The sequence below is a fragment of the Arthrobacter sp. PvP103 genome (genome assembly GCF_017833075.1).
GTDB lineage: Bacteria > Actinomycetota > Actinomycetes > Actinomycetales > Micrococcaceae > Arthrobacter.
Genome location: NZ_JAFIBQ010000001.1, coordinates 2,890,034 through 2,915,121 on the forward strand (window position 1 = coordinate 2,890,034; position 25,088 = coordinate 2,915,121).

Annotated in this window: 30 protein-coding genes; 11 read left to right on the forward strand and 19 right to left on the reverse strand. The window is 64.2% G+C overall.

Features of this window, described 5'->3' with window-relative positions:
* The 8 genes from JOE41_RS13325 to JOE41_RS13360 all read right to left on the reverse strand — a co-directional run bounded on the left by JOE41_RS13325 (window position 1) and on the right by JOE41_RS13360 (window position 8,309).
* On the reverse strand, window positions 1-1,611 hold the full coding sequence (locus JOE41_RS13325) for an ABC transporter substrate-binding protein (protein WP_209752621.1): 1,611 nt from the start codon (window positions 1,609-1,611) through the stop codon (window positions 1-3).
* Window positions 1,612-1,693: 82 nt separating this feature from the next.
* Entirely contained in the window at window positions 1,694-2,656 is a 963-nt protein-coding gene (locus JOE41_RS13330) for a carbohydrate ABC transporter permease (protein ID WP_011690298.1), read from the reverse strand.
* A gap of 7 nt (window positions 2,657-2,663) precedes the next feature.
* Window positions 2,664-3,644, reverse strand: coding sequence for a sugar ABC transporter permease (locus JOE41_RS13335; RefSeq protein WP_011690299.1), 981 nt, complete (start codon window positions 3,642-3,644; stop codon window positions 2,664-2,666).
* A complete protein-coding gene (locus tag JOE41_RS13340; protein WP_307800702.1) occupies window positions 3,641-4,684 on the reverse strand; it encodes a LacI family DNA-binding transcriptional regulator in 1,044 nt (347 codons plus the stop codon). The genes JOE41_RS13335 and JOE41_RS13340 overlap by 4 nt, the downstream gene beginning before the upstream one ends.
* Window positions 4,685-4,814: 130 nt before the next feature.
* Window positions 4,815-5,447, reverse strand: coding sequence for a bifunctional 2-polyprenyl-6-hydroxyphenol methylase/3-demethylubiquinol 3-O-methyltransferase UbiG (locus JOE41_RS13345; RefSeq protein ID WP_209752622.1), 633 nt, complete (start codon window positions 5,445-5,447; stop codon window positions 4,815-4,817).
* 143 nt (window positions 5,448-5,590) lie between these two features.
* Window positions 5,591-6,019 carry a DUF1761 domain-containing protein gene (locus JOE41_RS13350; RefSeq protein WP_011690302.1) on the reverse strand — a complete coding sequence of 143 codons (429 nt, stop codon included), beginning with the start codon at window positions 6,017-6,019 and terminating at the stop codon, window positions 5,591-5,593.
* Window positions 6,020-6,029: 10 nt separating this feature from the next.
* Window positions 6,030-6,536 carry a MarR family winged helix-turn-helix transcriptional regulator gene (locus JOE41_RS13355; protein WP_209752623.1) on the reverse strand — a complete coding sequence of 169 codons (507 nt, stop codon included), beginning with the start codon at window positions 6,534-6,536 and terminating at the stop codon, window positions 6,030-6,032.
* A 30-nt stretch (window positions 6,537-6,566) separates the two neighbouring features.
* Window positions 6,567-8,309: an AMP-binding protein gene (locus JOE41_RS13360; protein ID WP_209752624.1), complete on the reverse strand. Its 1,743-nt coding sequence runs from the start codon at window positions 8,307-8,309 to the stop codon at window positions 6,567-6,569.
* 160 nt (window positions 8,310-8,469) lie between these two features.
* Here JOE41_RS13360 and JOE41_RS13365 point away from each other — a divergent pair, with 160 nt between their 5' ends.
* The gene (locus JOE41_RS13365) at window positions 8,470-9,603 is read left to right on the forward strand and encodes an acyl-CoA dehydrogenase family protein (RefSeq protein WP_245201115.1); all 1,134 of its coding nucleotides are present in this window, start codon (window positions 8,470-8,472) and stop codon (window positions 9,601-9,603) included.
* Window positions 9,604-9,628: 25 nt separating this feature from the next.
* Here JOE41_RS13365 and JOE41_RS13370 read toward each other — a convergent pair whose 3' ends face one another.
* Window positions 9,629-10,201: a dihydrofolate reductase family protein gene (locus tag JOE41_RS13370; protein WP_011690306.1), complete on the reverse strand. Its 573-nt coding sequence runs from the start codon at window positions 10,199-10,201 to the stop codon at window positions 9,629-9,631.
* 61 nt (window positions 10,202-10,262) lie between these two features.
* A complete protein-coding gene (locus JOE41_RS13375) occupies window positions 10,263-10,805 on the reverse strand; it encodes a GNAT family N-acetyltransferase (protein WP_209752626.1) in 543 nt (180 codons plus the stop codon).
* Window positions 10,806-10,960: 155 nt separating this feature from the next.
* Between JOE41_RS13375 and JOE41_RS13380 the strand changes: the two genes are divergently transcribed.
* The 4 genes from JOE41_RS13380 to JOE41_RS13395 all read left to right on the forward strand — a co-directional run bounded on the left by JOE41_RS13380 (window position 10,961) and on the right by JOE41_RS13395 (window position 13,614).
* Window positions 10,961-11,362: a cytochrome c oxidase subunit 4 gene (locus JOE41_RS13380; protein WP_011690307.1), complete on the forward strand. Its 402-nt coding sequence runs from the start codon at window positions 10,961-10,963 to the stop codon at window positions 11,360-11,362.
* Between the two features lie 76 nt (window positions 11,363-11,438).
* Window positions 11,439-12,158 carry a TetR/AcrR family transcriptional regulator gene (locus JOE41_RS13385; protein WP_209752627.1) on the forward strand — a complete coding sequence of 240 codons (720 nt, stop codon included), beginning with the start codon at window positions 11,439-11,441 and terminating at the stop codon, window positions 12,156-12,158.
* 24 nt (window positions 12,159-12,182) lie between these two features.
* Window positions 12,183-13,118, forward strand: coding sequence for a hypothetical protein (locus JOE41_RS13390; protein WP_209752628.1), 936 nt, complete (start codon window positions 12,183-12,185; stop codon window positions 13,116-13,118).
* A gap of 229 nt (window positions 13,119-13,347) precedes the next feature.
* Window positions 13,348-13,614, forward strand: a complete 267-nt coding sequence (locus JOE41_RS13395) for a hypothetical protein (RefSeq protein WP_209752629.1) — start codon at window positions 13,348-13,350, stop codon at window positions 13,612-13,614.
* A gap of 27 nt (window positions 13,615-13,641) precedes the next feature.
* Here JOE41_RS13395 and JOE41_RS13400 read toward each other — a convergent pair whose 3' ends face one another.
* The gene (locus JOE41_RS13400; RefSeq protein ID WP_209752630.1) at window positions 13,642-14,679 is read right to left on the reverse strand and encodes a helix-turn-helix transcriptional regulator; all 1,038 of its coding nucleotides are present in this window, start codon (window positions 14,677-14,679) and stop codon (window positions 13,642-13,644) included.
* 121 nt (window positions 14,680-14,800) lie between these two features.
* Here JOE41_RS13400 and JOE41_RS13405 point away from each other — a divergent pair, with 121 nt between their 5' ends.
* Together JOE41_RS13405 and JOE41_RS13410 are read left to right on the forward strand one after the other, a co-directional pair.
* Complete coding sequence (locus JOE41_RS13405; protein ID WP_209752631.1) at window positions 14,801-15,199, forward strand: DUF1304 domain-containing protein; 399 nt, start codon at window positions 14,801-14,803, stop codon at window positions 15,197-15,199.
* A gap of 205 nt (window positions 15,200-15,404) precedes the next feature.
* Complete coding sequence (locus tag JOE41_RS13410) at window positions 15,405-17,174, forward strand: alpha/beta fold hydrolase (protein WP_209752632.1); 1,770 nt, start codon at window positions 15,405-15,407, stop codon at window positions 17,172-17,174.
* A gap of 35 nt (window positions 17,175-17,209) precedes the next feature.
* On the opposite strand, the gene JOE41_RS13415 is transcribed toward JOE41_RS13410, so the two are convergent.
* Window positions 17,210-17,569, reverse strand: coding sequence for a hypothetical protein (locus JOE41_RS13415; protein ID WP_011690314.1), 360 nt, complete (start codon window positions 17,567-17,569; stop codon window positions 17,210-17,212).
* Between the two features lie 129 nt (window positions 17,570-17,698).
* On the opposite strand from JOE41_RS13415, the gene JOE41_RS13420 reads away from it, so the two are divergent.
* Window positions 17,699-18,085 (forward strand): hypothetical protein, encoded by a 387-nt coding sequence (locus tag JOE41_RS13420; protein WP_245200715.1) that lies wholly within the window; start codon window positions 17,699-17,701, stop codon window positions 18,083-18,085.
* Window positions 18,086-18,286: 201 nt separating this feature from the next.
* Here the strand turns inward: JOE41_RS13420 and JOE41_RS13425 are convergent, their stop codons facing one another.
* Window positions 18,287-19,168, reverse strand: coding sequence for a helix-turn-helix transcriptional regulator (locus JOE41_RS13425; protein WP_209752633.1), 882 nt, complete (start codon window positions 19,166-19,168; stop codon window positions 18,287-18,289).
* A 286-nt stretch (window positions 19,169-19,454) separates the two neighbouring features.
* Between JOE41_RS13425 and JOE41_RS13430 the strand changes: the two genes are divergently transcribed.
* Entirely contained in the window at window positions 19,455-19,814 is a 360-nt protein-coding gene (locus tag JOE41_RS13430; RefSeq protein ID WP_209752634.1) for a hypothetical protein, read from the forward strand.
* Between the two features lie 87 nt (window positions 19,815-19,901).
* Here the strand turns inward: JOE41_RS13430 and JOE41_RS13435 are convergent, their stop codons facing one another.
* The 3 genes from JOE41_RS13435 to JOE41_RS13445 all read right to left on the reverse strand — a co-directional run bounded on the left by JOE41_RS13435 (window position 19,902) and on the right by JOE41_RS13445 (window position 22,091).
* Window positions 19,902-20,897 (reverse strand): patatin-like phospholipase family protein, encoded by a 996-nt coding sequence (locus tag JOE41_RS13435; protein WP_209752635.1) that lies wholly within the window; start codon window positions 20,895-20,897, stop codon window positions 19,902-19,904.
* 202 nt (window positions 20,898-21,099) lie between these two features.
* On the reverse strand, window positions 21,100-21,438 hold the full coding sequence (locus tag JOE41_RS13440) for a YciI family protein (protein WP_209752636.1): 339 nt from the start codon (window positions 21,436-21,438) through the stop codon (window positions 21,100-21,102).
* A gap of 215 nt (window positions 21,439-21,653) precedes the next feature.
* The gene (locus JOE41_RS13445) at window positions 21,654-22,091 is read right to left on the reverse strand and encodes a VOC family protein (protein ID WP_011690320.1); all 438 of its coding nucleotides are present in this window, start codon (window positions 22,089-22,091) and stop codon (window positions 21,654-21,656) included.
* A gap of 426 nt (window positions 22,092-22,517) precedes the next feature.
* On the opposite strand from JOE41_RS13445, the gene JOE41_RS13450 reads away from it, so the two are divergent.
* Window positions 22,518-23,054: a hypothetical protein gene (locus JOE41_RS13450; protein WP_011690321.1), complete on the forward strand. Its 537-nt coding sequence runs from the start codon at window positions 22,518-22,520 to the stop codon at window positions 23,052-23,054.
* A gap of 106 nt (window positions 23,055-23,160) precedes the next feature.
* Here JOE41_RS13450 and JOE41_RS13455 read toward each other — a convergent pair whose 3' ends face one another.
* The 3 genes from JOE41_RS13455 to JOE41_RS13465 are packed head-to-tail and all read right to left on the reverse strand — an operon-like array spanning window position 23,161 to window position 24,469.
* On the reverse strand, window positions 23,161-23,634 hold the full coding sequence (locus tag JOE41_RS13455) for a DUF1990 family protein (RefSeq protein WP_011690322.1): 474 nt from the start codon (window positions 23,632-23,634) through the stop codon (window positions 23,161-23,163).
* Window positions 23,615-24,103, reverse strand: a complete 489-nt coding sequence (locus JOE41_RS13460; protein WP_011690323.1) for a hypothetical protein — start codon at window positions 24,101-24,103, stop codon at window positions 23,615-23,617. Before JOE41_RS13460 ends, JOE41_RS13455 begins: the two co-directional genes overlap by 20 nt.
* A gap of 30 nt (window positions 24,104-24,133) precedes the next feature.
* Entirely contained in the window at window positions 24,134-24,469 is a 336-nt protein-coding gene (locus tag JOE41_RS13465; protein WP_209752637.1) for a hypothetical protein, read from the reverse strand.
* Window positions 24,470-24,729: 260 nt separating this feature from the next.
* On the opposite strand from JOE41_RS13465, the gene JOE41_RS13470 reads away from it, so the two are divergent.
* The gene (locus JOE41_RS13470) at window positions 24,730-24,978 is read left to right on the forward strand and encodes a hypothetical protein (RefSeq protein WP_209752638.1); all 249 of its coding nucleotides are present in this window, start codon (window positions 24,730-24,732) and stop codon (window positions 24,976-24,978) included.
* The last annotated feature ends 110 nt before the right edge of the window (window positions 24,979-25,088 follow it).

Genomic DNA, 25,088 nt, shown 5'->3' on the forward strand with positions numbered 1-25,088 from the left:
TCAGGAGTTCTTCTGGTACCTGTCATAGGCCTGCTGGTAGACGTCCACCATCTTGTCCAGGCCGATGTTCTTCAGCTGCGAGACGTAGCCGTCCCACTCCGCCTCGATGCCGCCGGAGACGATCCATTTCGCCGTGGTCTGCTTGACGATGGCGGCCACGTCCGTCTCGATGGTGCTGATCTGCTGCACTTCCTCGTTGGACAGTGCCACCGGGGGGTAGCCGTCGTTGGCTGCGAAAGGCTTGTAGTTTTCCTCGACGGTCTTCTGCCGCTCGGCCGCGCGCGGCTCGGGTGCCACGACCTTCTCGAAGTTCTCCGCGGTGTTGGCCTTCGGGCCGCCCGGGGCAACCTTCTGGCGGCGTTCGCCTTCACTGGTTCCCGCGGCCGCGGGTATCTGGGTCAGCAGCCCGGTGGCGGGGTCCTTCTGCAGGGTTTCACCGATGGGGCCCCAGTTGGCCTGGGCGGACTGGATGGGATCGTACAGGTTGTCTGCCCAGCGGATGGTGGCGGCAGGGTATTTGTTGGTTCGGGTCAAAGCGAAGGCGCCGCGGGCGATTTCCTGGTTGTTGGACTGGCTGGCGAGCCGCTTGCCGTCCACGCCCTCAAGTACGGGGAGCAGTTTGTAGTCGCCGGCGCGGTCGGCGCCGACCATTTCCTTGACTTCCCACCAGACGAAGGAGCCCAGGTTTTCGGTGCTGGCCTTGCCCTTGGCCAGGTAGGCCTTGTCATCCTGGGAGAACGATTCTGGATCGATCAGGCCTTCCTGATACCAGGTATGCAGGGTCTGGAGGGCCTTTTTGTAGCCGTCCTGGGTGGCGGTGTAGATGACCTTGCCGTCCTGGACGATCCTGTGGTCCATGTTGTCCGGGACTCCGCCCAAGGCGGCGATGAGGTCAACGATGTCACCGCACCAGGAGCCGGGCATGAAGCTCAGCGGGATGGTTTTACCGGTGCCTGACGCGTCCTTGGTCTTGAAGGCGAGCAGGGCATCATGCAGTTCGTCCACGGTCTTGGGCATCGGGATGCCCAGCTTGTTCAGCCACGCGGTGTTGATGGCCATCTCGTTGGGGAACTGCACGAGTCCCAGTTCTTCGATGGAGGGCAGGGAGTAGATGTGCCCGTCGGAGGAGGTGATGGCCGCTTTGATGTCCGGCCGGTCGGCGAGCAGCTTGGACAGGTTGGGGGCATTTTTCTGAATGAGGTCTTCGAGGGGGATCAGTGTTCCGCTGGCCGAGTAGGTGGCGATTTCCGCGTCGGTGAGCCCGCTGTTGAAGAAGGCGTCGGGCAGGTCGCCGCTGGCCAGGATGAGGTTTTTCTTTTCCTTGAACACCGTCTCCGGGAGGTTCTCCCAGTCGATGTGGATGTTGGTGTCCTTTTCCCACTGCTGCACCAGGGACATGGTGTTGTAATCGGGGGCGAGCGCCGACTTGGTTCCGGAGAACTTGAGCGTCAGCGTGTCCTTGACGATCGGGAAGCCGGTCTCCTGGAAGCCGAACTCCGCGGACGAGTCTTTGATGGCGGCGGAACCGTTGGAGCTGCCCGAGCAGGCGGTGAACAGCATCGTTCCTGCCATCAGGGCGCCAAGGACGGCGAGTTTGCGGCTGGTAGCCATGGGTCGTTCCTTTTCTGGGTGGGGGGTGTGGCGACGGCGAAAGGGGGTTCCGGCGTCGGGTAATGCTTTTCGTCTTCGGGGATCAGCTCTTCACGGCGCCGATCATGGTGCCCTTGGTGAAGTGCTTCTGCATGAACGGAAGCGCGATCATCAGGGGCAGGCTGGAGACGACGATCATGGCGTACTTGGTCAGTTCGCCGATTCTCTGCGCCGCGGCGTAGGACTCGATGTCTCCACCGGTGGTGCCGGCGGAGGAGACGTCCGACTGGATCAGGATGTTCCGGAGCACCAGCTGCAGCGGGTATTTCGTGTCATCGTTCAGGAAGATGAGGGCGTCGAAGAACGAGTTCCAGTGCGCCACCACGTGGACCATGATCATGAGCATGATCAGCGGTTTGGACAGGGGGAGGACCATCTTGAAGAAGAACGTGAAGTCGTTGGCGCCGTCCATCTGGGCGGCTTCCCGGAGCTCTCCCGGGATGGTGTTTTCGAAGAAGGACCGGGCGATGATCAGGTTCCACACGCCCACGGCGCCGGGCAGGACAACCGCCCAGACCGTGTCCAGCATGCCGAGGTCCCGGACCACCAGGTACTTGGTGATGAGGCCGCCGTCGAAAAACATGGTCACCACGAACAGGAGCATCAGGATCTTCCGCCCCGGCATGTCCTTGCGGGACAGGGCGTAGGCGCCGAACAGGATGGTGGTCACGCTGATCGCCGAGCCTAGCAGGGTGTAGATCACGGTGTTGGCCAGGCCGTTCCAGATCCGGCTGTCCGCGAAGATCCGCTGGTATCCCTCCAGTGTCACACCGGACGGGAACAGCCAGACTTTGCCTTCGTAGACGGCGTTCGGATCGCTGATGGATGCGATGACGATGAAGTAGAGCGGGTAGACCACCGCGATGATGGACAGCGACAGGATGGTGACGGCGGCGATGTTGAAGGCGGAGTCTGCCCACCTGTCGCGGAACGTTTGCATGCGCTTAGCGGGTTGGGGCCTGGTTGCAGGGGCCGGAACGGCCACGGGTTTGGTGTTCAGGGTCATAGCGGCATCACCACAGGGTTGCTTGGTTGGCCCGGCGCGCTACCCAGTTGAAGGTCAGCAGCAGCACGAGGTTGAGGATGGAATTGAACAGGCCGATGGCGGCCGAATAGCTGAACTGGGCCTGCTGCAGGCCTGCGTGGTAGACGTACGTCTGGATGATTTCCGACGTCGGCAGGTTCAGGTTTGTCTGCATGAGCAGCGCCTTTTCGAAGCCGACGTTGAGCAGGTTGCCGATGGCCAGGATGAACAGGACAGTGATCACGGGCATGATGCCCGGAAGATCGATGTGCCGGATACGCTGCAGTTTGGAGGCGCCGTCCACCTTGGCGGCGTCGTGCAATGCAGGGTCGATGCCGGACAGGGCCGCCAGGTAGACAATCATGGCGAAGCCGGCGTTTTGCCAGACATCGGAGATCACGTAGATGGGCCGGAACCACTCGGCGGAGCCCATGAAGAAAACGGGTTCGCCTCCCGCCAACTGGATCGCATTGTTCACCAGCCCGGAACGCGGGGAAAGCAGGACGAACATGATGCCCACCACCACCACCGTGGAGATGAACGCCGGCGAGTACAGCACCGTCTGGGTGAACTTCTTGAACCGCTCGCTCTGAAGCTGGTTGACCAGGAGGGCCAGGATGATCGGGATCGGGAAGGCTACAAGCAGGCCCAGGACGGCGATCCAGAGCGTGTTTCCCACGACCTGGCTGAACTGGTAGGAGTTGATGAACCGTATGAAGTGCTGCAGCCCGACCCACGGGCTCCCGGTAAAACCGTCCACGGGGTTGTAGTTGCGGAATGCGATCTGCACCCCGTACATGGGCCAGTACTTGAAGACGGCGATGTAAATCAGCGCCGGAACTAGTAATACGTATAACTGCCAGGCCCTGCCGACCCTTTTCAGGCGCAGCGGAAGAGGCTTCCTGCTTGTGGGCCGGGGTGTTGGAGCCAGCGGCGGTGCCGGCGTGGATCGGGCCAAGGTGCGGCTCATGGCTTCTCCTTTGGATGTGTCACTGAGTTCCGTTCAATCAGGGGGCAGGTCATGAACTCGACCCGTCCGTCCGGCTCGGCGCCCTGCAGGATGAGGTCGACCGCGCGGCGCCCCATTTCCACGAAGGGCAACTCAAGGGTGGTGAGACCCGGCCGCAGATGCGGGGCCAGGGTTTCCTGGTTGTCGAAGCCGATGATGGATACATCGCGGGGAATCGACAGATGCAGCTCGGTGGCGGCCTGGTAGGCGCCCCACGCGGTGCGGTCATTCGCGCAGAAGATGGCCGACGGCGGGTTATCGTCCGTCATCAGGTCCATGGTGTGGGTAAATCCGTCCAGCTCATTGCCGCTGCCGAAGCGCACCAGTTCCGGGCGGACGGACAGTCCGGCTTCGGTCATGGCCTTCGTATAGCCGTTATAGCGTCCGACGGCGGCGGGAAGTTCGCTCTCGAGCGTTTCGATGTTGATCATCGCCACCCGCTCATGCCCCGCGTCGAGAAGGCGTCGGGTGGCGGTGTAGCCGCCCAGTTCCTCATTCGGCGCAACGCTGGGAAGTCTCAGCTTGCGATCCTGCGAGTTCAGCACAACCGAAGGGACTGTCGAGAGGGCCTCGGGTACGTCGAGTCGCCGGTGGTACATGCCAGCGTAGACAACGCCAGCCACCTTGTAAGACAGCATGGAGTCCAGCGAGGCTGCCTCCAGGGCTTTGTCGCCACCCGTGTTCATGGTGAGCAGGAGGAGGCCGTCCTCCCAGGCGCGCTCTTGTGCCCCCTCGATGATCTTTCCTGCGAAAGGGGCGGTGGCAACGGCGTCGCCCAGGAAGCCGATGATGCCCGAAATGCCGTCCCGGAGAGTCTTGGCGTGGGCGTTGGTGCGGTAGCCAAGCTGCTGCACGGCATCCATCACGCGCTTCCGGGTTTCGTCCGAGAAGCGGGAACCGGAAGCGGAGTTCAGTACCAAGGAAACTGTTGCCTGGGAAACGCCGGCGGCTGCCGCTACGTCGTGCATGGTGGGACCTGATGATGGTCGGGACTTAGTCACGGGCACCTCCTTGGGCCTTGGTTATACGAATCAGTTATTCGTATAACTGACGAGAAAAACTGTAACCTGCGTCATAGGACGCCGTCAAGTATTGGTTGTTGAGATGCGTAGGCCGGCGAGCCGGGCCGCCCTAGGGCCGGGGTGCCCGCCGGTGGGCGCGGAGCACTGAATCGGTGACGGCGACCGAGTTGCCGGCCGCGTCCGTCACCGACCGCCGCCGGGCTTCGCAGACGTCGATCTCCCACTCGTCCGGATCCAGCCCGGCCGCGATTTCCTCCGGGGTGAACAGCAGGCCGGGCTCGCTGGGGCGGCGGATTCCCACTTCCAGGTCGGAGGGGTGGTGGCCCACAACCAAGAGCGTCCCGCCGGGTGCCACCGAGGCTGCCAGCCGGTGGTACAACTCGGTCCGCTCGGCCAGGGGCAGGTGCATGAACTGCGCGGAAACAAGGTCGAAGGTGCCGGAGGGCGGCGGGGAACTGGTCAGGTCGTGATGGACCCAGGTGATCCGCGCGGCCGCTTCAGCATCCTGGGCTGCCCTCTCGGCTGCCCTGGCCAGGGCCACGGATGATATGTCCACCGCCGTGACGCGCCAACCCTGGCGTGCCAGCCACAGTGAATCGGCTCCCTCGCCGCTGCCTACGTCCAGCACGGAGCCGGGGCGCAGTCCGGCCGCCTCGGCCAGCAGGTGCGGGTTCGGATTGGGGCTCCAGACAGAGCCGTGCTGGCGGTAGCGTTCATCCCAGAACGACTCGTCAAACTTCATCCGTGGTCTCCTTGCTGGCCGGCACTCACGTCCCGGCAGCGTGCCCTCAGGGACGGCCCGCGCTACGCCGTGACACTGCCACGATACGCCGTCGCGGCGTCCTCCAGTTCCTTGGGCTTCACAACGCGGGCCGGGCGGCCTGGCTAGGCTGCGCTGATGCCGAAGAGTCCGATGATGAGGCCCATAACCACCAGCGTGACCAGTTCGTGCGCGCAGTTCAGGACGGTCAGGGCGGCGGGCCGGCCGTCGAATGCATCGTGGGTGATGAAGCGTGATGCGGTGAAGCCGGCCCACAGGATGACGGCCGTGATCAGGGTGTTGGCCAGGAAGTTGCCGCCGTAGAAGTGCTGGGAAATGGCGGCCGATCCGGCAAGGACCAGGGCGCTGACGAAGCTGACCACCAGCGTGATCAGGATGGGCTTGACGGCGTCCTTGGCGTCCCCGCTCGGGGTGACTTTCGCGAGCTTCATCCAGTAGTTGCCGAAGACCTTGGGGGTGTACCAGACCGAGCCCACCACCATGCTGGACAGGGTGGCCAGTACTACGGCCCAGATGTTGATTTCCGGAATCAATGCGTTCTCCTCAATCGGCGAAGTCGCCGGCGTTCCGGCGGAAATTTCCCAGGATCCTGATCAGCTGCTCCACGTCCTGGCCGGCGAAACCGGACTGGCCGAACACCTCGGAGTTGAGCGCCGCCGTCGCACTTTTGGCCAGGGTGCGTCCCTCGGTGGTGAGCTCGATCAGGGTGGTGCGGCCGTCGGTCGGGTGCGGGGAGCGGACCACCAGGCCTGCGTCCTGGAGGCGGTCGACGGCGTTTGTCACCGAGGTGGGGTGGACCTGCAAGAGCGCGCTGGCCTTGTTCATGGGCAGCGCGCCGCTGCGGGCGAAACTCAGCAGTGCCAGGAGTTCGTAGCGGGCGAACGTCAGGCCGAAGGGCTTAAGCACTCCCTCGATCCGGGCCAGCAGGATCTGCTGGGTGCGCATGATGGCAGTGATGGCAGCCATGGGCGCGGCAACGTCGCCCCAGCCGTGCCGTTCCCAGTTGCGCTGGGCATCGGCGATGGGATCGCGCGGGAGCGGGTTTCCCATGGCACCTCCTGACAAGTGGGTTGCTCCAGCCTAGCTTTTCAAACCCGGGAAATCCGACTCCGAGTACTCGACGCCCAGGCCCTCCGGGAGCGGCCCGCCGCCGTGCCGCAGCTCCTCGCTGTGCCGGAGCTCCACGCGCCGGATCTTGCCCGAGATGGTCTTGGGCAGTTCCGCGAATTCCAGCCTCCGGATGCGCTTGAACGGAGCCAGATGGTCGCGGCAGTAGCGCAGGATGTCCTCGGCAAGTTCGGGGCCGGGCTGGTGCCCGGCGGCAAGGACCACAAACGCTTTCGGTACCGACAGTTTCAGCGCATCGGGGGAGGGAACGACGGCGGCCTCGGCCACCGCCGGGTGCTCGATCAGGACGCTTTCCAGCTCGAACGGGGACAACCGGTAGTCGGAGGACTTGAAGACGTCGTCGCCGCGGCCCACGTAGGTGATGATGCCGCGCTCGTCCCGGCTGGCCATGTCGCCCGTGTGGTAGTAGCCGTCGCGGAAGGCGTCCGCAGTCTTCTCCGGGTCGCCGTAGTAGGCCTTCATCAGGCCCACAGGGCGCGGGTCCAGTCGCAGGCACAGCTCGCCGTCGTCGGCCTCTTCTCCCGTTGCCGGGTCCACAAGGACCACGTCATAACCGGGCAGGGGTTTGCCCATGGCGCCGATCTTGATCGGCTGGCCGGGCGTGTTGGCGATCTGCACGGTGGATTCGGTCTGGCCGAAGCCGTCCCGGATGGTCTGGCCCCAGGCGCGGTGCACCTGGTCGATCACCTCGGCGTTGAGCGGCTCGCCGGCGGACACCACCTTGGTGGGCGGGTTCTTCAACAGGGTGAGGTCGGCCTGGATCAGCATCCGCCACACCGTGGGCGGGGCGCAAAAGCTGGTGACCTTCTCGCGGTCCATCTGCTCCATGAGGGCCTTGGCATCGAACCGGCTGTAGTTGTAGATGAACACGCAGGCCTCGGCGATCCAGGGCGTGAAGACGTTGGACCACGCGTGCTTGGCCCAGCCGGGCGAAGCGACGTTGAGATGCACATCGCCGGGTCCCATGCCGATCCAGAACATGGTGGACAGGTGGCCCACGGGGTAGGACGTGTGCGTGTGCTCCACGAGCTTGGCTTTGGACGTGGTCCCGGACGTGAAGTAGAGGAGCAGGGTTTCGTCCGCTTTGGTAGGTGCGTCCGGCGTGAAGTCTGTCGGGGCACCGTCAGCGTCCGCGTACCGGGCAACACCTGCCGTCGTTTCGGCGGCAGCTTCGGCGGCGTTGCCGCCGTCGGTGATTTCGATCAGTTTGTAGTTGCCCGGGACGCCGGAAAACTTGCCGATGTTGGAACTTCCGACGGCGGCCCAGCCCGCCTCGCCGCGTTCCACCCGGTCCGCCAGGTCCGCCGGCCCCATCAGGGTGGTGGTGGGAATCAGCACGATGCCCAGCTTGATGCCGGCCAGCATGAGTTCCCACAGTTCCACCTGGTTGCCCAGCATGATGATCATCCGGTCGCCGCGGCGAACGCCCTGGCTCCTTAGCCAGTTGGCAACCTGGTTGGAGCGCAAGGCCAGCTCCGCGAAGCTCCGCCGGGTAGCGCTGCCGTCCTGCTCCACGATCACCAGGGCGGGCATGGCGCCCTTGGCGGGGTCGGCCGCGATCTGGTCGAACCAGTCGAGGGCGAAGTTGAATTCTTCAAAGCGTGGCCACTGGAACTCATCCCGCGCCTGGTCGTAGTCCTCGTGGAGGGCCAGAAGCCTGTCCCTCGCGGCCCGGAAGTCGTCGGTGACTGTCATGGGGGCCCTTTCGCCTAGTGATCCATGTCACTGTGCAATATACTAGGACATCCAAGGGTTTGGAAGAGCGAAGGGACGCGTGCCGGTGCAGCCACAACGACGTGACGACGGAGAAACCACCACAGTTCCGGAGCAGCCGCCGTTCCCGGAGGCGGACCTGATGTACATCGTGGATTTGCTGCCGGCGGGGGAGCGCTCGCGGTACCTGGAAGTGCGGGAATTCCTCCAGTCCCGCATCCGCGCGGCCTCGATCGAATACTGGAACCGCGAGGAATTTCCGTTTGGCCTGCTGGCAGAGATGGGAAAGTTCGGGCTCGGCGGGCTGCAGACAGACGGAACGTCGGCACTCTTCAAGGGCCTGATGTATGTGGAAGTTGCCCGTGCCGATGTGTCCTTGTCCGCCCTGGTAGGGATCCACAACGAGCTGATCGTAGGAATGATCGACGAGCTCGGTTCGGAAGCGCAGAAGCAGCGCTGGCTTCCCGGGCTGAAAGCCTTTACGCAGCTGGGGGCCTTCGCGCTGACGGAGCCGGATCACGGTTCGGACATTGCCGGCGGCCTCGAAACGTCAGCCCGGCTGGAGCGCGGTGAATGGGTGATCAACGGCGCCAAACGCTGGATCGGCGCCGGGACTATTGCTGACTTTGCGCTGGTGTGGGCACGGGACGAGGCGGACCGGCAGATCAAGGGCTTCATTGTGGAGACGGACCGTCCCGGCTACTCCGCCACGAAGATTTCCAACAAGATCGGCCTGCGGATCATGCAGAACGCGGACATCGTTCTGGACGAAGTCCGGATCCCGGAATCCAACCTCCTGCCGGGCGCCACGGATTTTTCGAAGGCCAACGACCTGTTGCGGGATTCGCGGGCCTGGGTGGGCTGGCAAGGTGCCGGGATCCAGCTGGCCGCGTTCGACGTCGCCCGGGCGTATGCCCTGGAAAGAAAGCAGTTCGGCAAGGAACTGGCGCGCTTCCAGCTGATACAGCAGCAACTGGCCGAAATCCTGGGCAACGCCAGTGCCTCCCTGGCGCTGATGGCGCAGCTGGCCCGGATCCAGCAGGACGGCAAGCTGGAAATGGTGCAGGCGGCCATGGCCAAGTCCACTACCACCCGGCTGGCGCGGGCTTCCGTGGCGATGGGCAGGTCGCTGATGGGCGGAAACGGCATCAGCAGCGACTACGAGATGGGCAAGCTCTTTGGCGACGCGGAAATTCTCTACACCTACGAGGGCAGCTACGAGATCAACTCGCTGATCGTGGCGCGTGCCGTGACGGGGAAGTCCGCGTTCGTCTGAGGGCTGGCGTTATTCCGCAGCCGCGCTAGTCCTGGCCACGCTCATAGTGGAGGAGAGCTACTCCGTTGCCGAACGTGTGCGTGCCTAACAGCTTCAGGTTCAGCCGGACGTCCGGTGACTCGAACAGCGGCCGGCCGTTGCCTTGGCCCAGGACCACGGGGTGCACGTAGATCCGGTATTCGTCGATCAGGCCGAGCCGCATGAACGTTGCGGCCAGATTGGCGCCGCTGACTGCAAGGTCGCCGCCGGGCTGCGCCTTCAGTTCCGCGATTTCTTCAGGCACGACGTCGTGCATCACCGTGGTGTTCCAGTCGGCGTCGGTGAGGGTCCGGGAGAAGACGAACTTTGGCATGTCGCGCCAGATCCTCGCGAACTCGACCTCGACCGCCGGGCTGTTTGGATCCTGGTCCGCCGTGGGCCAGTAGTCGGCCATCAACTCGTAGGTGAGCCTTCCGTCCAGGAACCCTCCCAGCCCCTTGCACTCATCGTTGAAGTGTTGGTGCAGTTCCTCGTCCACCAGGTGCCAGCTGATGTCACGGTCCAGCCCTTCGAAGTACCCGTCCACCGACACTGACGCCATCAAAATGATCTTCCGCATGTGGGTCCCTCCCTGGTAGGGCGGGCACCCGAGCGGGACCGCCGTCGTATCTCCCAGTGAATCACTCAAGGATGCGTTGGAACAGGATATGGTCCTGCCAGGCGCCGGCTATCCTGAGGTACGAAGGCGCCAGGCCGATCTCTTCAAAGCCGGCGCGGCACAGTATCTTCCGGGACGCGGCGTTGTGTTTGAGCGTGGCCGCCTGAACCCGGTGCAGCCCCAGATCGTCCTTCGCGGCAGCCATGACGCGGGTGACGGCGGCGCTGCCGATGCCGCGGCCGTTGAATTCCTTGTCCACCCAGTAACCCACGTTGGCGCTGAGGAACGGACCGCGGACGATGCCAGTCAGAGTGATCGCCCCGACAATGCGGCTGCCCGCCAGGAGAATACACGGAAGTTCCTGCCCCGCGGCATGCATGGCGAGTTTCGATTCGATGACGGCGTGCTGGCCGGCGGGCGTGACGAACTCGTCACTCCGGGCAGGCTCCCAAGGAGCGAGGTGGTCCCGGTTCAGCTGGTAGGCGGCACTCAGCCGCTCGGCATCAGAGTCCTGAAGCAGCCGTATTTGAACAGAATCAGTCAGCGTGGAGGCGTCCGCAGTCATCGTCCGACTCTAGCCGCGCGGGGTTGTCCTGCCGTTGCATTGACGGAGAGGGGGTCCTTCGTCCCTTACGCCCGACCGTACTGAAGGCCACAGTTGGTGCTAGGGGAACCGCGTGTGGGCAGCCCCGACTTGGATGCGCCATAGAAGGAGGAGCCATGAAGATCGAATCATGGATTTTCGGAGGCCTGGCCATGTTCTTCGTACCCGTGGGCGTGGTTTATGGCTTTGTCACAGGCTGGACCGAGCCAGTGGGCTTCCTGGCCTTGTGGCTGGTCGGAGGCCTGGCCGGACTGATCGGGGGCTACCTCGGCTACACCGGCCGGCGGGTAGGGATGCGTCCAGAGGACCGCCATGACGCGGAGATCCACGAAGGCGCAGGCGAGCAGGGTCAGTTCAGCCCCTGGAGCTGGTGGCCGATTGCCGTGGGCATCTCCGCGGCAACCGGGTTCCTGGGCCTGGCTATTGGATTTTGGATCGTCTACATCGGTGCAGGATTTGCGCTGGTTGCGTTGATTGGCTGGGTTTTCGAGTACAGCCGCGGGGATCACGCCCACTAGCAGCGGGGCGCCCTCCAGCAGTCACGGGTGTACGTAGTACACTCGTTGACAAGAATCGGCTAGCTAAGGTGCCCACATGACTCAGCAGGCGGAAGCCACGCGCCGGATCCCGCTGAACCGGGACCGCGTCCTGACTGCCGCCGTCGTACTGGCCGATGCAGCGGGTATCGAGTCACTCAGCATGAGAAGGCTGGCGCAGGAGCTTGGCGTGGTGCCGATGGCGCTGTACAAGCACGTCGCCAACAAGGAGGAACTCCTTGACGGCATGGTGGACGTGCTTGTTGCCGAAATCGATCCTCCCGCCAGCGACGCCGGCTGGAAGAACGCGGTGCGGCTGAGGGTCCTGTCGGCGAGAAAGTCCTTGCTGCGGCATCCATGGGCCCGCCAGGTGCTTGAATCCCGCACCACCAGGACGCCGGCGGTCCTTGGCTACATGGATTCGTTCATCGGCATGTTCCTGGCCGGCGGTTTTTCCGTCGACCTCACCCATCACGTGATGCATGCACTCGGCAGCCGCATGTGGGGGTTTACCCAGGAGTTGTTCGACGATTCAGCCAACGCGGTGCCGGCCGATCTGGCCCCTGAAACGCAGGCGGCCATGCTCCACGAGATGGCGCAGCGGTATCCGAACATCTTGCAGGTGGCCCTGGCCGCGAATCACGACGACGGGTCGGTGGTTTCGCAGGGCTGCGACGACCAGTTCGAGTTCGAGTTCGCGCTTGACCTCCTCCTGGACGGGTTCGAGCGCTTCCACCGGCAGGGCTGGACGTCGGAGCAGGCGAAGCTGGAGCGATAGCCCGCCAGGTGTTAGCTTGTGGGGATGGAGGCGCTCGACTGGCTGCTTGACTCCGACCCCGCGATCCGCTGGCAGGTCCTGCGTGACCTCACGGGCGCACCGCCCGAGGACGTGGAGGCCGAACGAACCCGCGTGGCCACCCAAGGCTGGGGTGCGCGCCTGCTGGAGCTGCAGGATGAAAACGGCCAGTGGGACGGCGGCACGTACTTCCCGGCGCAGTTCGATGAGTCCGAGAAAGGCCAGCCCTGGACGGCGACCACGTACAGCCTGTTGCTGCTGCGGGATTTCGGGCTGGACCCGCGTAGCGGCCAGGCCCGCCGTGCCGTGGACCTCGTCCGCGAAAACAGCCGTTGGGAGGAAGGCGGCCAGCCGTTCTTCGATGGAGAAGTGGAGCCGTGTATCAACGGTATGGCCGTCGCACTCGGCGCGTACTTCGGCGAAAACGTCGACGTCGTGGTGGGGCGTCTGCTGCGTGAGCAGCTCGCCGACGGCGGATGGAACTGTGAGGCGGAAAGAGGCTCGGTGCGTTCGTCGTTTGGGACGACGATCAACGTTCTGGAAGGCCTGCTGGAGTACGAGCGCGCTACCGGCGGGTCGCCGGTCTCGGTTGCGGCCAGGCAGCGCGGCGAGGAATACCTGCTGGAGCGCGGACTCCTTCGGCGCAAGAGCACCGGCGAACTGATCGACCGTGACTGGCTGGAGTTCTCCTACCCGACCCGCTGGTTCTACGACGTCCTGCGCGGCCTCGACTACTTCCGCGCCGCCGGCAACCGCCCGGACGAACGCGTCTCCGAAGCTGTGGAGGTGCTCCGCTCAAAACGGCAACCCGATGGTACATGGCTGCTGGAAAACACCCACCCCGGCCGGATCCACTTCGCCATGGAGGACGGTGACGGACGCCCGAGCCGCTGGAACACCCTCAGGGCGCTGCGGGTACTCGACTGGTACGACGGGCAGTAGCTGTTCGGGCCCGCGCCCTCCGGTGCCCGGTCACAATTCGGTTCCTCGGCCGGAGTTGTTCCGGATACCAAGGGCACGGCTACGCTGGCAACCACTACGTGCGCGTCACGTGACCTGAGAGCAGCAGGCAGGGTCGTAATGGGCTGGCATCAGTTGATGCCGGCCCATCTTTTATTGGGTCGGCGCAGGCCACCGGGGGACTCCCGGTTTCGATCCCAGGAGAGTAACGATGAGCAATGACCAGGACATCCCGGATGCCGGGGGAGAACACGGGACGGGAAGCCTCCCGTCTGTCCGGACGTCCCGGAAGCGAACCAAGCATCCGCGGTTCCGGACCGGCGAACACGTCCGCTTCGCCGACGGGCACGTGACCGGCACCGGCGTGGTGGATGACTCCACCCGCGACGGCTCGGTCCTCTGGGTCTGGGCCGACGGCGGCAACGGCCGGAGGATGCTCCTGCAAGGCCGGGGTACGTCGGTTGAATCCCTGACGTAAAGGCCACCGGACAGCACTGGTTGAGCCTCAGGTGAGCAGCCTGGCCACCAGTTCGCCGCGGCTCCCCACTCCCACCTTTTCAAAGAGGGACTTCAGGTGGTCGTGCACCGTGTGTGGCGAGATGTACAGGTGCTCGGCGATTTCCGTCGTCGCCGAGCCGGCGACCACCTCAAGGCAGACGTCCCGTTCCCGGGGCGTGGCGCCGTAGGCGGCGAGCAGGAAGGTGACCATTTCGTGCGTGGTGGCCGGTTCCACCGTGACCACCATCTGGCCAGGGTCGTCTCCGGTGATGAGCCGGCTGGCCTGCAGCACCACCCAGTGGTCCCCGGCGTCGCGCATCCTCATGCGGGCCGTCCCGGAGGCAGCGGCCTTTGCGGCGCCCACCACGGAATACAGGGTCATGCCGAAACGGCCGGGAACCTGGTCCTCCAGCGCCGCCAGCCAGGTGGCGGCGGCCGGCGTGGCGGCACGCACCTCGCCGCGCGGTCCCACCAGGACGATCACGGGACCGTCCGGCCCGCGCAACGCGGGCCGTTCCACGCGCACCGCGACCCGGGTGGCGGCGGCCAAGGCCGCTGCGATGGAACTCAGGAAATCCACTTCCCGGTCAGTGAAGTCCGGACCCGACTCACGGAACAGCCCGCCCACGGCCCAGCACACGTCATCGGTCCGGAATACCGCACGCAGTTCGTGCTCCAGCCCCTGCGGGCGGAGCAGGTCGTTGAGCCGCACGCTCCTGACCACGTCGCGGTGCGGTACATCGGACAGCCGGGCGGCCGGCATCGGCCGACGGGTCAGCTGCGCGAAGGGGTTCGGCTCCGTGCCGGCGTATTCAGTCTCGGCGAAGCGCACGCCGTATTCGTCGGGCGTCGGCCAGGGCGGCCAGTTGGTGATCGAGGTCATGATCAGGGTTGCGGGGTCGACGCCGGCCCAACAGGCCTGCTGAAAAGGTACGGTTTCATGCACGACGGCGAGCGCTGCGGCGTGCAGCTCAGCCACGCCCATGCCGGTGGCCGCCATAGCGGCGATCTCCTGCCGGGCCCGCTCTGCGCGATCTGCCCACATGCTTCCAGTATCCGCCGCAGAAGGCGGACTGCAATCCCCTCATTGGGGGATCTTCCGGACCCTGGCTGAACCCCCTCGGCCGGGGATGGGAAGACCTCCACCCTAGACGTACGCTTCGAACATGAACGCAGTTGCCCAGCTGTTCGCCCTGCTCGAGGCCCTGATTTATATCGCGGTGTTTCCCCTCGAGGCCTTCTTCCTGCGCCGCCCCGCAGTGCAGAAGTTCCTGAGCACCCCGGCCGAAAACGTCCCGGCGGTCATGATGTGGGCTATTCCCGTGGGCTTCCGGAACCTCCTCATTGCCCTGGGGGTCATTGCGGGACTAGTGGCCCTGAATACCGGGAGCGAGGTGGTTGGCCGGACGCTGGTCACCTACTGCTGCGCCTACATGGTCCTGGGCGGGGCCACCATGGTACTGGCCGATGCCTTGGGGCACTACCCGACGAAGGGGGACAGCATTCCCGGAACGCTCGCGGCTACCGTGCCCGCCCTGATTGCGCTGGTCGCCTCGGCGTTCTGAACGGGGCCTGCCCAGCGAGTTTCACGGACAACGAAGGCCCGCCTATGGGGGACAGACGGACCTTCGCAACTAAAACGCTACAACCCATCTAAATAGCTATCGAGTGGACGAGCCCGGGGTCCTCGGCGGCTGCGCGTCATCCCTTGCGACGGGCGGAAGCAGCGGGGTAGTCTCCCTGCTATCAGGCCATCCGGCGGGAGGATGCATGGACGGCTATGCCGAGCTACGGGCCTTCCGGGCCACGCACCCGTACCGCTCCCTGACTGTCGGCGGCGTCGAATGGAACTACGTCCCGGGGCAGGCACCCCCGGGCGCGAGGGGCGCCGGGCCGGCACTCCTTGTCCTGGGCGGCGGGTTCTCGTTCGGCGAGTCCGCGTTCCGCACGATCACCGCCTTCGAACCCCGCTTCCGGGTCCTCGCCCCCTCGTACCCCGCGGTGCGGACAATGGCAGAACTCCTGACCGGGCTCGCAGCCATTCTCGACGCCGAGGGTATCCCGTCCGCGAACGTTTTCGGTCACTCCCTTGGTGCCGGCGTCGCCCACGCCTTTGCCCGCCGTTATCCGCAGCGGGTGGACAGGCTCGTCCTTTCCGGGTTCGGCCTCTACACCCGCGGTCACACACGTCTGGTGAGCGCCTTTGTCCGTCTGTTCTCAGTGTTGCCCAAGGCCGCCCTCGCCGCTTTTTACCGTCCCAGGATTGCTCGGCTTCTCGAAGGGGCCGAAGAGGACGAGCGTGCTTTCCTCAGCGCCTACACGGAAGACCTCTTCGCAGCACACACCAAGGAATCGGCCCTGGCACGGCTGGCAGTGCTCCTTGACCTGGCGGCGCATCCGGACCTTTATTCCGCAGCATCGGCCTTCGAGCGACCGGCGGACGTGCTGCTGATTGCTGCGTCTGACGACCGCGGGTTCACACCGCGCGAACGCGAAGCTTTGCTGGCCACCTATCCCGGCGCCAGGGCCCACGTTTTCGGGCGAGGCGGCCACTGGGCGGCGGTCACCCACCCGACAGAGTACGATGCCGTCGTCGGCCGCTTCCTCGAAGGCCGTCCGCCGCCCCCGGGGAGGAGCGAACGCGCTCCCGCGCAGCCGCCCCGCCGCGCGCCCCGCCGCGGCGGGGAAGAACGGCTTTCCGCTTCGGCCCTGGACGCCAAACTAGCCGCTTTCCGTGCCGGCGACCGATACCGCACGGTCGACGTCGGCGGCGTGCGCTGGCGCTACCTCGCCGGCGGTTCGGGCGAGCAGGTGTTGCTCCTCCCCTCCGGCGGGACCCGGGTGCCGGACATGTATCTGCTGCTGATCGAAGCGCTGGAACGGGACTTCCGTGTCCTTGCGCCGGCTTATCCCGCCGGCGCCGGAATCGCCGGGCTTGCGGACGGACTGGCCGCGATCCTCGACGCCGAGGGGGTCAAAGAGGCGGATGTGCTGGGCTCGTCGTTCGGCGGGTTCGTGGCGCAGGTCTTTGCCCGCCGGCATCCCGAACGCGTGCGCCGACTCGTGCTGGCGAACACCGGGGGCCCGGCCGCGGCCCCGCTCCCGGGGCTGCCGCTCCTTATCCGCTGCCTCGCCGTCCTTCCGGAAGACGCTGTGCGTTTCTTGACCGGCTGGAATTGGCGCCGCTGGTTTGTAACGGGCGCGAACGGCGACTCGAAGTTCTGGGACGCACTGCTGGGGGACATTCTCAGCCGGCTGGGCAAGGCGGATCTGCTGTCCGCATTGCGCGAAATGAACGACTTCGCGCATCTGCCGGCCGAAGCGGTGCAGGGGGTGCCCGCCGCCGCCACATCGCCGGCACCGGTGCTGCTGATCGAATCCGAGCGGGACGAAGCATTCTCACCCCGGGCGCGGGCGGCTCTCCGCGCGCTCTATCCAGCGGCTGAGGTCCGGCTTTTCGCGGGCGCGGGCCACGGGGTAATGGCAACGCGGACGGCGGAGTATGTCGAGACAGTACGGGAATTCCTCCGCAGGCCCTGACCTTCGCGGTCCGCTACCGCTCAGCTACCGCCGGCTCAGCGAATCTCCTCCACGACGCTGGTCCCCGTTTCCGGCCGTGACTCCCAGGCCCACGATTCGTGGAAGCGCACCCGCCCGTCGTCGAGCACTTCAATACGCGACTCGCACACGCCGTTGGCCGTCAGCCTGTCGGTACTGACATGTGAGTAGCGGAAATTCAGCGTGTCTGCCGTGCGCGTTCCCACCAGATAGCCGCGGAGTATTGCGCCGCCGGAGTATTCAGCCCACACAATGTCATCGTCCTGGTGGTAGTGAAACCGGGTTGCTGCACCAACCTCGCCGGTGCCGGAGTTGGTAACACCCGCGAAGATCTTTCCGTCGATGGGAACGGTCTCGGGTGCGGTAAGTGCGCTCATCCCTCAAGCCAACACACTCTCCTCCCTGCTTTCAATCTATGGCACACCGGGGTTCTTGCCGTAAGGCCCGGGGGCGCGAAGCGCTCATGGGTCGTCGGGCAGCACATCGCCGCGGCAGGCACCGCGGCCGTGCCTGCTGCCTTCGTGCGGGTGGCCCTTGCCCTTCCGCCCGGAAGGACAAGGGCCTTTGCGGCCGCCGCCGCCGTCGCGCTCGCCGCAGGGGCGCCGTTGTTCGTGTCCCAGCTTGCCTTGCGCGCCTCGGATCTTGAGCGCTTCGCCGCGCGCGGCCTTCCCGGATGGCCGTTCCTTGCCTACTCGTGGCTGCACGTGATCGCACTGGGTTCACTTTCCGGTGCCCTGGCTTCCCTGCCCAACAGGGGGAGGGAAGCCGCCGCCGTCGGCCTCGCCGCACTCGGCTCCGGCGCCGTCCTGGCGAGGACCGGTGACATCCCGCCCTTCGTGTTCTACGTTTCGGAACAGCTCGCTGCCGCGAGCCTCCTGCGCCGGGTTGATTAGAGCATCCCGGTCATCCGGCCGGGAGGAGCCCTGTGCTTTGAAGCCAGGCGCCCTCACGTTCCAGATGCGCTGGCCAGGATCACCACGACGTTGCGCCGTTCGCTGGAGGTCCGTGGGTGGACACGATCGCGTCGACTCCGTCGACGGCCGGGCCGATGCTTCCGGTTGCGCCGACGATCAGCACGGTGGAGGGACGGTCGTTTATTTATTCTCCTTCACGGCGGCCTCTGCGGTGTTCCGCTGGGTGGCGGCCCAGCTGGCGAGGACTTTGAGCGCGTCCTCGGAGGGTGTCCCTGGGTCTGCTGTGTAGACGTTGATGCGCAGTCCCGGGTCTGCGGGCAGTTCAAATGCTTCGAAACTCAAGTCAAGATCCCCCACGACCGGGTGGTGGAGCCGCTTCCGGCCGGCGCGGTGGTACTTCACGTCGTGCCGTGCCCAGCGGGTGCGGAACTCCTCGCTTCGGGTTGAGAGTTCACCGATCAGGTCCGTGAGGTCCTTGTCGTAAGGGTTTTTCCCGGCGGTGGACCGCAGGACAGCGACGATGTCATCTGCCGCGCGTTCCCAATCGGCGAAGAAGTCCCGCGCCTTCGGGTTCAGGAAGGTGAACCGTGCGCTGTTCGGCGGGGCGGTCTTTTCGGCCATCAGGTCCAGATAAAGCGCGGAGCCCAACTCGTTGGCGGCGAGGACATCCCCGCGGTCGTTGCGGACCCAAGCCGGTGCGGCCGTGATTGCATCAATGACGCGTTGCACGCTCGGCCGTACTGTCTGCGGGCTACGCTTGCGCCGTACACGGGGAGCGGCCGTGGCGGCGCGGGCAAGGTCAAAAAGGTGGGCCGTTTCGGCATCGTCGAGCTTAAGAGCGCGCGCGAGCGCTTCGAGGACGCTGTCTGAGGCGCCGGAAAGGTTGCCTCGCTCAAGGCGGATGTAGTAATCGATGCTCATCCCGGCGAGCATGGCGACTTCCTCGCGGCGCAGGCCACTAACGCGCCGGTTGCCACCGTAGACGGGCAGCCCGGCCTCATCTGGCGTAATCCTTGCGCGGCGGGAGGTCAGGAACTTCCGCACGTCGTCACTGTGTGTCATGGTTTTCACGCTACGCCCTCGCCCCGGGACGAGGGAGGGACTGGCGTTACCCGGACCGGCCGTGACTCCCCGCCATATGGAAATGACGGTGGCATTGAAAAGATGAAGCGTGAACCCGCAACGCTCCCCACCCGGCCTGATAGCCGGTCTGGCACGGCCGTAGTTGACGCGTGCAAGACAGTGACTCTCGCGGAGACGGTGAAAGAGCTGTCAACCGATTGACCGGAGGCGTACTCTGGACGGAATTCACCTCAAGACAAACCGGAACGGAAGGGCACACACCGGTATGAGCCTTAAAGACGAGTGGGAGCGTCTCGATTCCGAGACCCGTACCTGGCTTCTGGAAAATCCCGGATGCCTGGTGGTGCCCCGTACTGTGTCGGCCAAAATCAGCCAAGGCGCCCATGAGGTCATCGAGCAGGATCAACACGGGCAGATTGTACTTTCGCGAGACGACCACGATTTCATCCGAGGGAAGGCAGAAGCCGCCGGCACAATCCGCGTCCCGGCGACGGAATATCAGTTTTTCGACACAGCAGCTGTGCCCGTTGTCAGGAGAGCACCGTCCGGAAGGCATGCCGCAATGTCACCGAATGAAGTTCAGAAGGACCAGCCAGGTGCGGGCATGGAAGAACGCGGTGACTAACCGGGGCCGGGCCGATCTGTCCTGCCCTTCGGCCATCCGAGGCAGCCAGGTGTCGTCACGGCCACGGAACCGGCGGGTTTCAGGGCTTCAGCGCCAGAACTCGGTGAGCTGCTTGGCGAGGGCTTTGCCTTGGTCGTAACCAGCTCGAGCAGCGGGCGGACGCAGCGATAGGTCCATCGCATTGGCGCCGAACATGTGTGCGGAGCGGCTATCCGGGAAGATTGTTTCGACTTTGCTGCCGCGGGCGCGTAACTCGTCCACCTGCGCTGCCAGATGCAGGCCCCACTCCAGCGGTGCCCGTGATCTGCCGCTAAATGGCGACAGCACCAGCACTCGACGGTATCCGGTTGCCAGATCGGCATTCTCGCTGGATCGGCGGTAGCCGCCGTCGATGTATCGGTTGTCTCCGATCCTGTAGGCGAAGCCACTGGCGCAGCTGGCGGCCACGGCGTCCGCCAGGTCCACCCCGCTGTGGCGGTCGAACACGACCGGTTCACCGGTATGGGCGTCGACCGCAGTGATGAGCATCGTTCGTTGAGGCCAGTGCTGGCTGGGCAGCCGCGCGGCGACGGTAGCGCGCCACTGTGTTCGCCGGGAATCGTCGGACGCCGCATCCATGCCGAGTGCGGCTGCGCCCAGTCTTCGGCGCATATCGGCCGCATCCTCCGCCGCGGCGATGATCTCGCCCGTCCTCCGCATCTGGTCGGCCACCGGCCCAATGGGAACGCGTCCACCGTCGGCCCTGGCCGGACCAGTCCGTTGCTGGGGCGCAGCAGCAAGAACGGCGGCGAGTAGCTCGGCAGGGGTCGCACCAGCTATCTGGGCCGCCGCCGTCGAGCCTGCTGACGTCCCAATGGTGAGGTCGGCTGTGGTGACGTCCAGCCCCGCGCTGAACAGGCCAGCGACGACGCCGATCAGCCACGCGTTGCCTGTCGATCCGCCGCCACCCAGGACCAGCGCTCGCTCACCCGCGGCGCCCATCCGTATTGCGGCGTCAACCTGCGGCTGATCCTGGCCGGATAACGGCCGTTCGGAGGCCGTCGTCGAGGTGAAGTGGGGAGTTGAAACAGGTGTTGTGTTCATGGGAGTCGCCTTTCGCGAATTGCCTGTCTGGCGCCCCCGGCGACGACTGCCTCAGTCGCGCGGTCGTGGACTGAAGGGGAGCGCCCACTTGGGTACTGCGTTCATGGGTCTCACCTCCTGCCGATTGATCACGATTACCGGAAAGCTATCAGCCTGTCCCGCGGTGCGCAACGGGACCGTCTGGGCCGAACGCGAGTGGCGGCTAGCTCGCCGGGTCATACCCGAACTCGCGGAGCTCCTGCGAGCAACGGCAGGCCACCGCGATCTTCCTCGCCCACTCGACCGCTTCCTCGCGCGTCGGCAGCTCCAGCACGGTGAACCCGCCCTTGAGCTCAGAGCCAGGATAGATCTCGGGGCTCACCGACCCGTCAGCGGAGACCAGCACGGGATCGACTTCCTCATCGATTCCACCGCCGAATACGTAGACGCCTGCGGCCTTCGCCTCCTCGATCACGGCGTGGGATTCGGCGGAGACGATCGGGAATTCTTCGGCGGTGAGCACCATGGCTTCGCTCGGGAAGGAGATAAGGTATTTAGTCATGTCTCGATGGTGCCCCGCAGGAGGGCCGGACAGCAACGGTTATGGATAGTTAACGGCAACCATCTGCATTCCGAACGCTCCCCGAGCATTCTGCGTAGGAGGCAACCGTGGCGAGCTGATGATCCAGGAGGTACGAGCCGGATGGGCGTCCACCTCTATGCGTCGGCTGGCGCCGCCCGCCATGGCCAACACAGGCTAATTGGGCCGCTCGGGTGTCAGTCTTTCTTCAGTTTCTCGGCAAGCATCACGAGGATTCCGCTGGGACCGCGGAGGTACGTGAGTTTATATTCGTCGCGGTAGGTCGCCACGCCGCGTAGAGGATGGCAACCGTGCTTCGCAGCTATCTCAAGGGCTTTGTCTATGTCGTCGACCGAGAAGGCCACGCGGTGCATGCCTATGTCGTTGGGACGAGTTGGGTTCGACTCGATCGCTTTGGGATGGATGTATTCGAAGAGCTCAAGGTGACCATGACCGTCGGGGGTCCGCAGCATCGCAATCTTGGCGTGGTTGCCATCCAGCCCGACGGCAGTATCGGTCCACTCGCCGCTGACCGTGTCGCGCCCGATGACCGTGAGCCCAAGGTCGGTGAAAAAGGCGATTGTTGCTTCGAGGTCGCGAACGGCGATACCGACATTCTCAAGTTTGATGGCCATGCGTTGAAGCTACCAAAGCGGATTGAATTGCTCCAGAGGCGAGCCTGGACTCGACTTAACATCCTCCCGCCCTGTGGCCGTAGCACTGCGGCTAGTCGAATCCGGCTAAAAATACGTCAGTTGGGGCTCCCAGTGCGCCCAGTGCCGCTGTTTCCGTGTTCAACCATGTCACCAACCTCAGGAATCTTCCCTTCAACGCGCTGCCGGAAACCCGCGAATGAGCCGGCCCACGGTACCAGGCGTTCGCGATAGCCATTGGAATCGCCACCGTCCTCTGGGCGGGTATTACAACGCTGATTTTGGGGAAATCGGCAGTTCACGGTCTTTTGATGCCACCCATTCCGCGCGCTCTGGCCGCTTTGGGCTCACAACGCTATCGAAACGCATGTGTCTTGCCTTTCGGCGAACGGACCGTAGACTCGGCCCATGTCAGGTCGTGGGGGAACGAGACTAGTCCGTAGTGCTGCGGCGACAGTCCTGAGCATGCTGCTGGCGGGTGTCCTGGCAGCCTGCACCTATGAGGATTTCGGTGATCCGACGGCCACCGCGGTGCGTAGCACGCGCCCCGCTCCTTCCGTCCCAACGAAGGGTCCGGAGATACTGGATACCGAAACGCGCAACTACGCCGAACTGGAGAAGAGCCTCGCAGTGGCCCAAGGCTCCGTGCTCCTTGAAGACTCCGGCCCTGCCGACGGACCAGGGGTTGGTTTCAGCAAAACCGTAAAGGTGCAGACCGCCGGCCGGTACACCGTCACGGCAGCCTGCGTGGGTATTCCGGATGCGCAAGTGTTCCTCTCCCGCCCCGGGTCAAAGGAGCTACTGTCGCTCGATCTTGATTGTTCAGGCGTCTTGTCGCAGGTTGTTGAGTTGCAGGAGGGATACGTCGCCGCAATGCTGATGCGACACGACCCGACGGGTCCTTGGACAGGGGCCGTCGCCGGAGTAAGAATTACCGACGGATAAAAAAGCGCTGATTTCCGCGTGCCGGGGTCAGAGAGGAGCGACCAGCCCAGGGGATTTCTTCCCGGATCTCGAGGCCGCTTGTAGCGGGTTGCAGCCGTTCCGTCCGTCACCGCAGCGCGCGTAGGTAACGCCTCTGAAAAATCCACTGTGCAATCAGGAGGAGCGGGAAGAGTCGCCGCCATGGCTGTCGTGATGCCGCTCGCGTGAGCGACCGAACGGTGAGGTGCACTTCCTCGCCACGACGGTGCACGAAAAACGCTTCCTCTCCATCGACGGGGTGCCCAGGCATGGTGCGGTACGAAAACCCGGATCTCCCGGGTTCTTGGACCACGTCGATGACTTGGACTGGTTCGGCGACGGTGAGGCCACCCAGGCGCGCAGTTACGACGACCCGGTCGCCCGGCGATACAGGGCCCGGGGGGTCTACGAGAAACCCACTCGCGGTTTTTATCTTCCAGAGGAGCACTTCCTGGGCGACACGCTGCCAAACCACGTCGCCGCTCCCGACGAAAGCCGTCACTTCTGAACGGCGGTAATTGTGGTCGCTGAGAGTCCACTGGTCAAGATGCGGGCTCGTCATGCGTCACCTCTTGGCCATCCTGAGTAGCATCAGCCTTCCAGCTTTGCCGGGCAGCAATGATTCCGTCGCGCGTCGCCGCACGGATAACCCCATAGAGGACATAAAAGAAAATGGCCATAAATACGGCAGCTACGACAATATCCATAGTTCTTCCCCCAAAGATTCGCTTGTCCGAGGACATCGCAAGCCTACTGCAGGTGCAAATGCTCACCTTCAGCGAGTCATGGAACGAGAACCCTGACCGACCGAAAAATGCGCCCTTCAGCACATATCGCCCATAGCGGCCAAGAATGGGCGGTCGGAGGATTGAAATGCCAATGGGGAAGCCACGACCACCGGGAAGATAGTGATTCACGCCTGGGCGGTCTGGTTTCAATTCCAACTCTGAGCTGTATCTGTAGATGGTTACGCTTCCTGTCCTCGGCAGAGACGGCCACTCGGCCGTCAGATCGTAGTACTGGGTGCCCATTCGGGTCTTCAGGGGTGCCGCGACAAATGTCTACGGGGTATTTAGTCCGAGTTCTCCGATGGCCGAAGGCTCCAGCGTGCCAGGGTTGAGATGCACGTACAGATCCTCGGCGTCTCCGGTCGAGAACTCAGCCAGTTCCAGTTCCACCTTCGAGGGAGTTACCGTCAGGGTGACAGTGCCGCGCGTCACGGCTGCCTGTGACACGAATTTTCCCTCAAATACCTGCGGCTGGCCGCTCTCCGGTGCGGGAGTGGAGGTTGAGGTGGGGTCGACAGGACTGTCGGTTGCCGAGTCCTCCGGTGCACCGGTGTAGGAACATCCGGTGAGGCCTGCGACAAGGGTGGCAGTCAGCATTGGTTTGATCATTTTCATGTTCCCCCAAGGAACGAGTATGGATGCGACACCCAGCCAGGCGAGCATGGAGTTGTAGGTGCGGACCTCTTGTGAGTACCCACAAATCGAGGCTTAGGCCTCTTTCGCCTCCATCAGCGAAGTAGCAGTGGCGCCAGCGACGACGAGAAATCCAGCAGACAGAATTCCAACAAACTTTCGTGTTTTAATGCAAACTCCCCCATTATTTACAAGCTTGTCAATTTTGCTAACAGTCAACCGGATAGAATAAGTCCATGACTACTTCTAACAAGTCATTGCCGACTCGCCAGCGCGGCATCCAGAGAGCACTAGGTCTGATATTTTGCATCTCGATCGTGGGCTTACTGGCTTCAATCTTCCTTACCGGCCGCAACCCGCTCTTCCCAGGGATGTCCGGTCCGTTGCTGGTGCTGCTCTTCTTCCTGGCCGCAGCAGGAAGCGCTACCGGACTAGCAGTCACCAGGTCTCGACGGGCTGCCATGGAAAACGCAGACAAGAGATAAGTCCGAAAGGCTTGCTGCAGCGAGCTGGGGCCCACCGGAACCGAGCCGGTCAGTCGTGCCCCACACCTAATGAAACGGGCGCTTGAATATCCTTTTGAATTCATTGATGC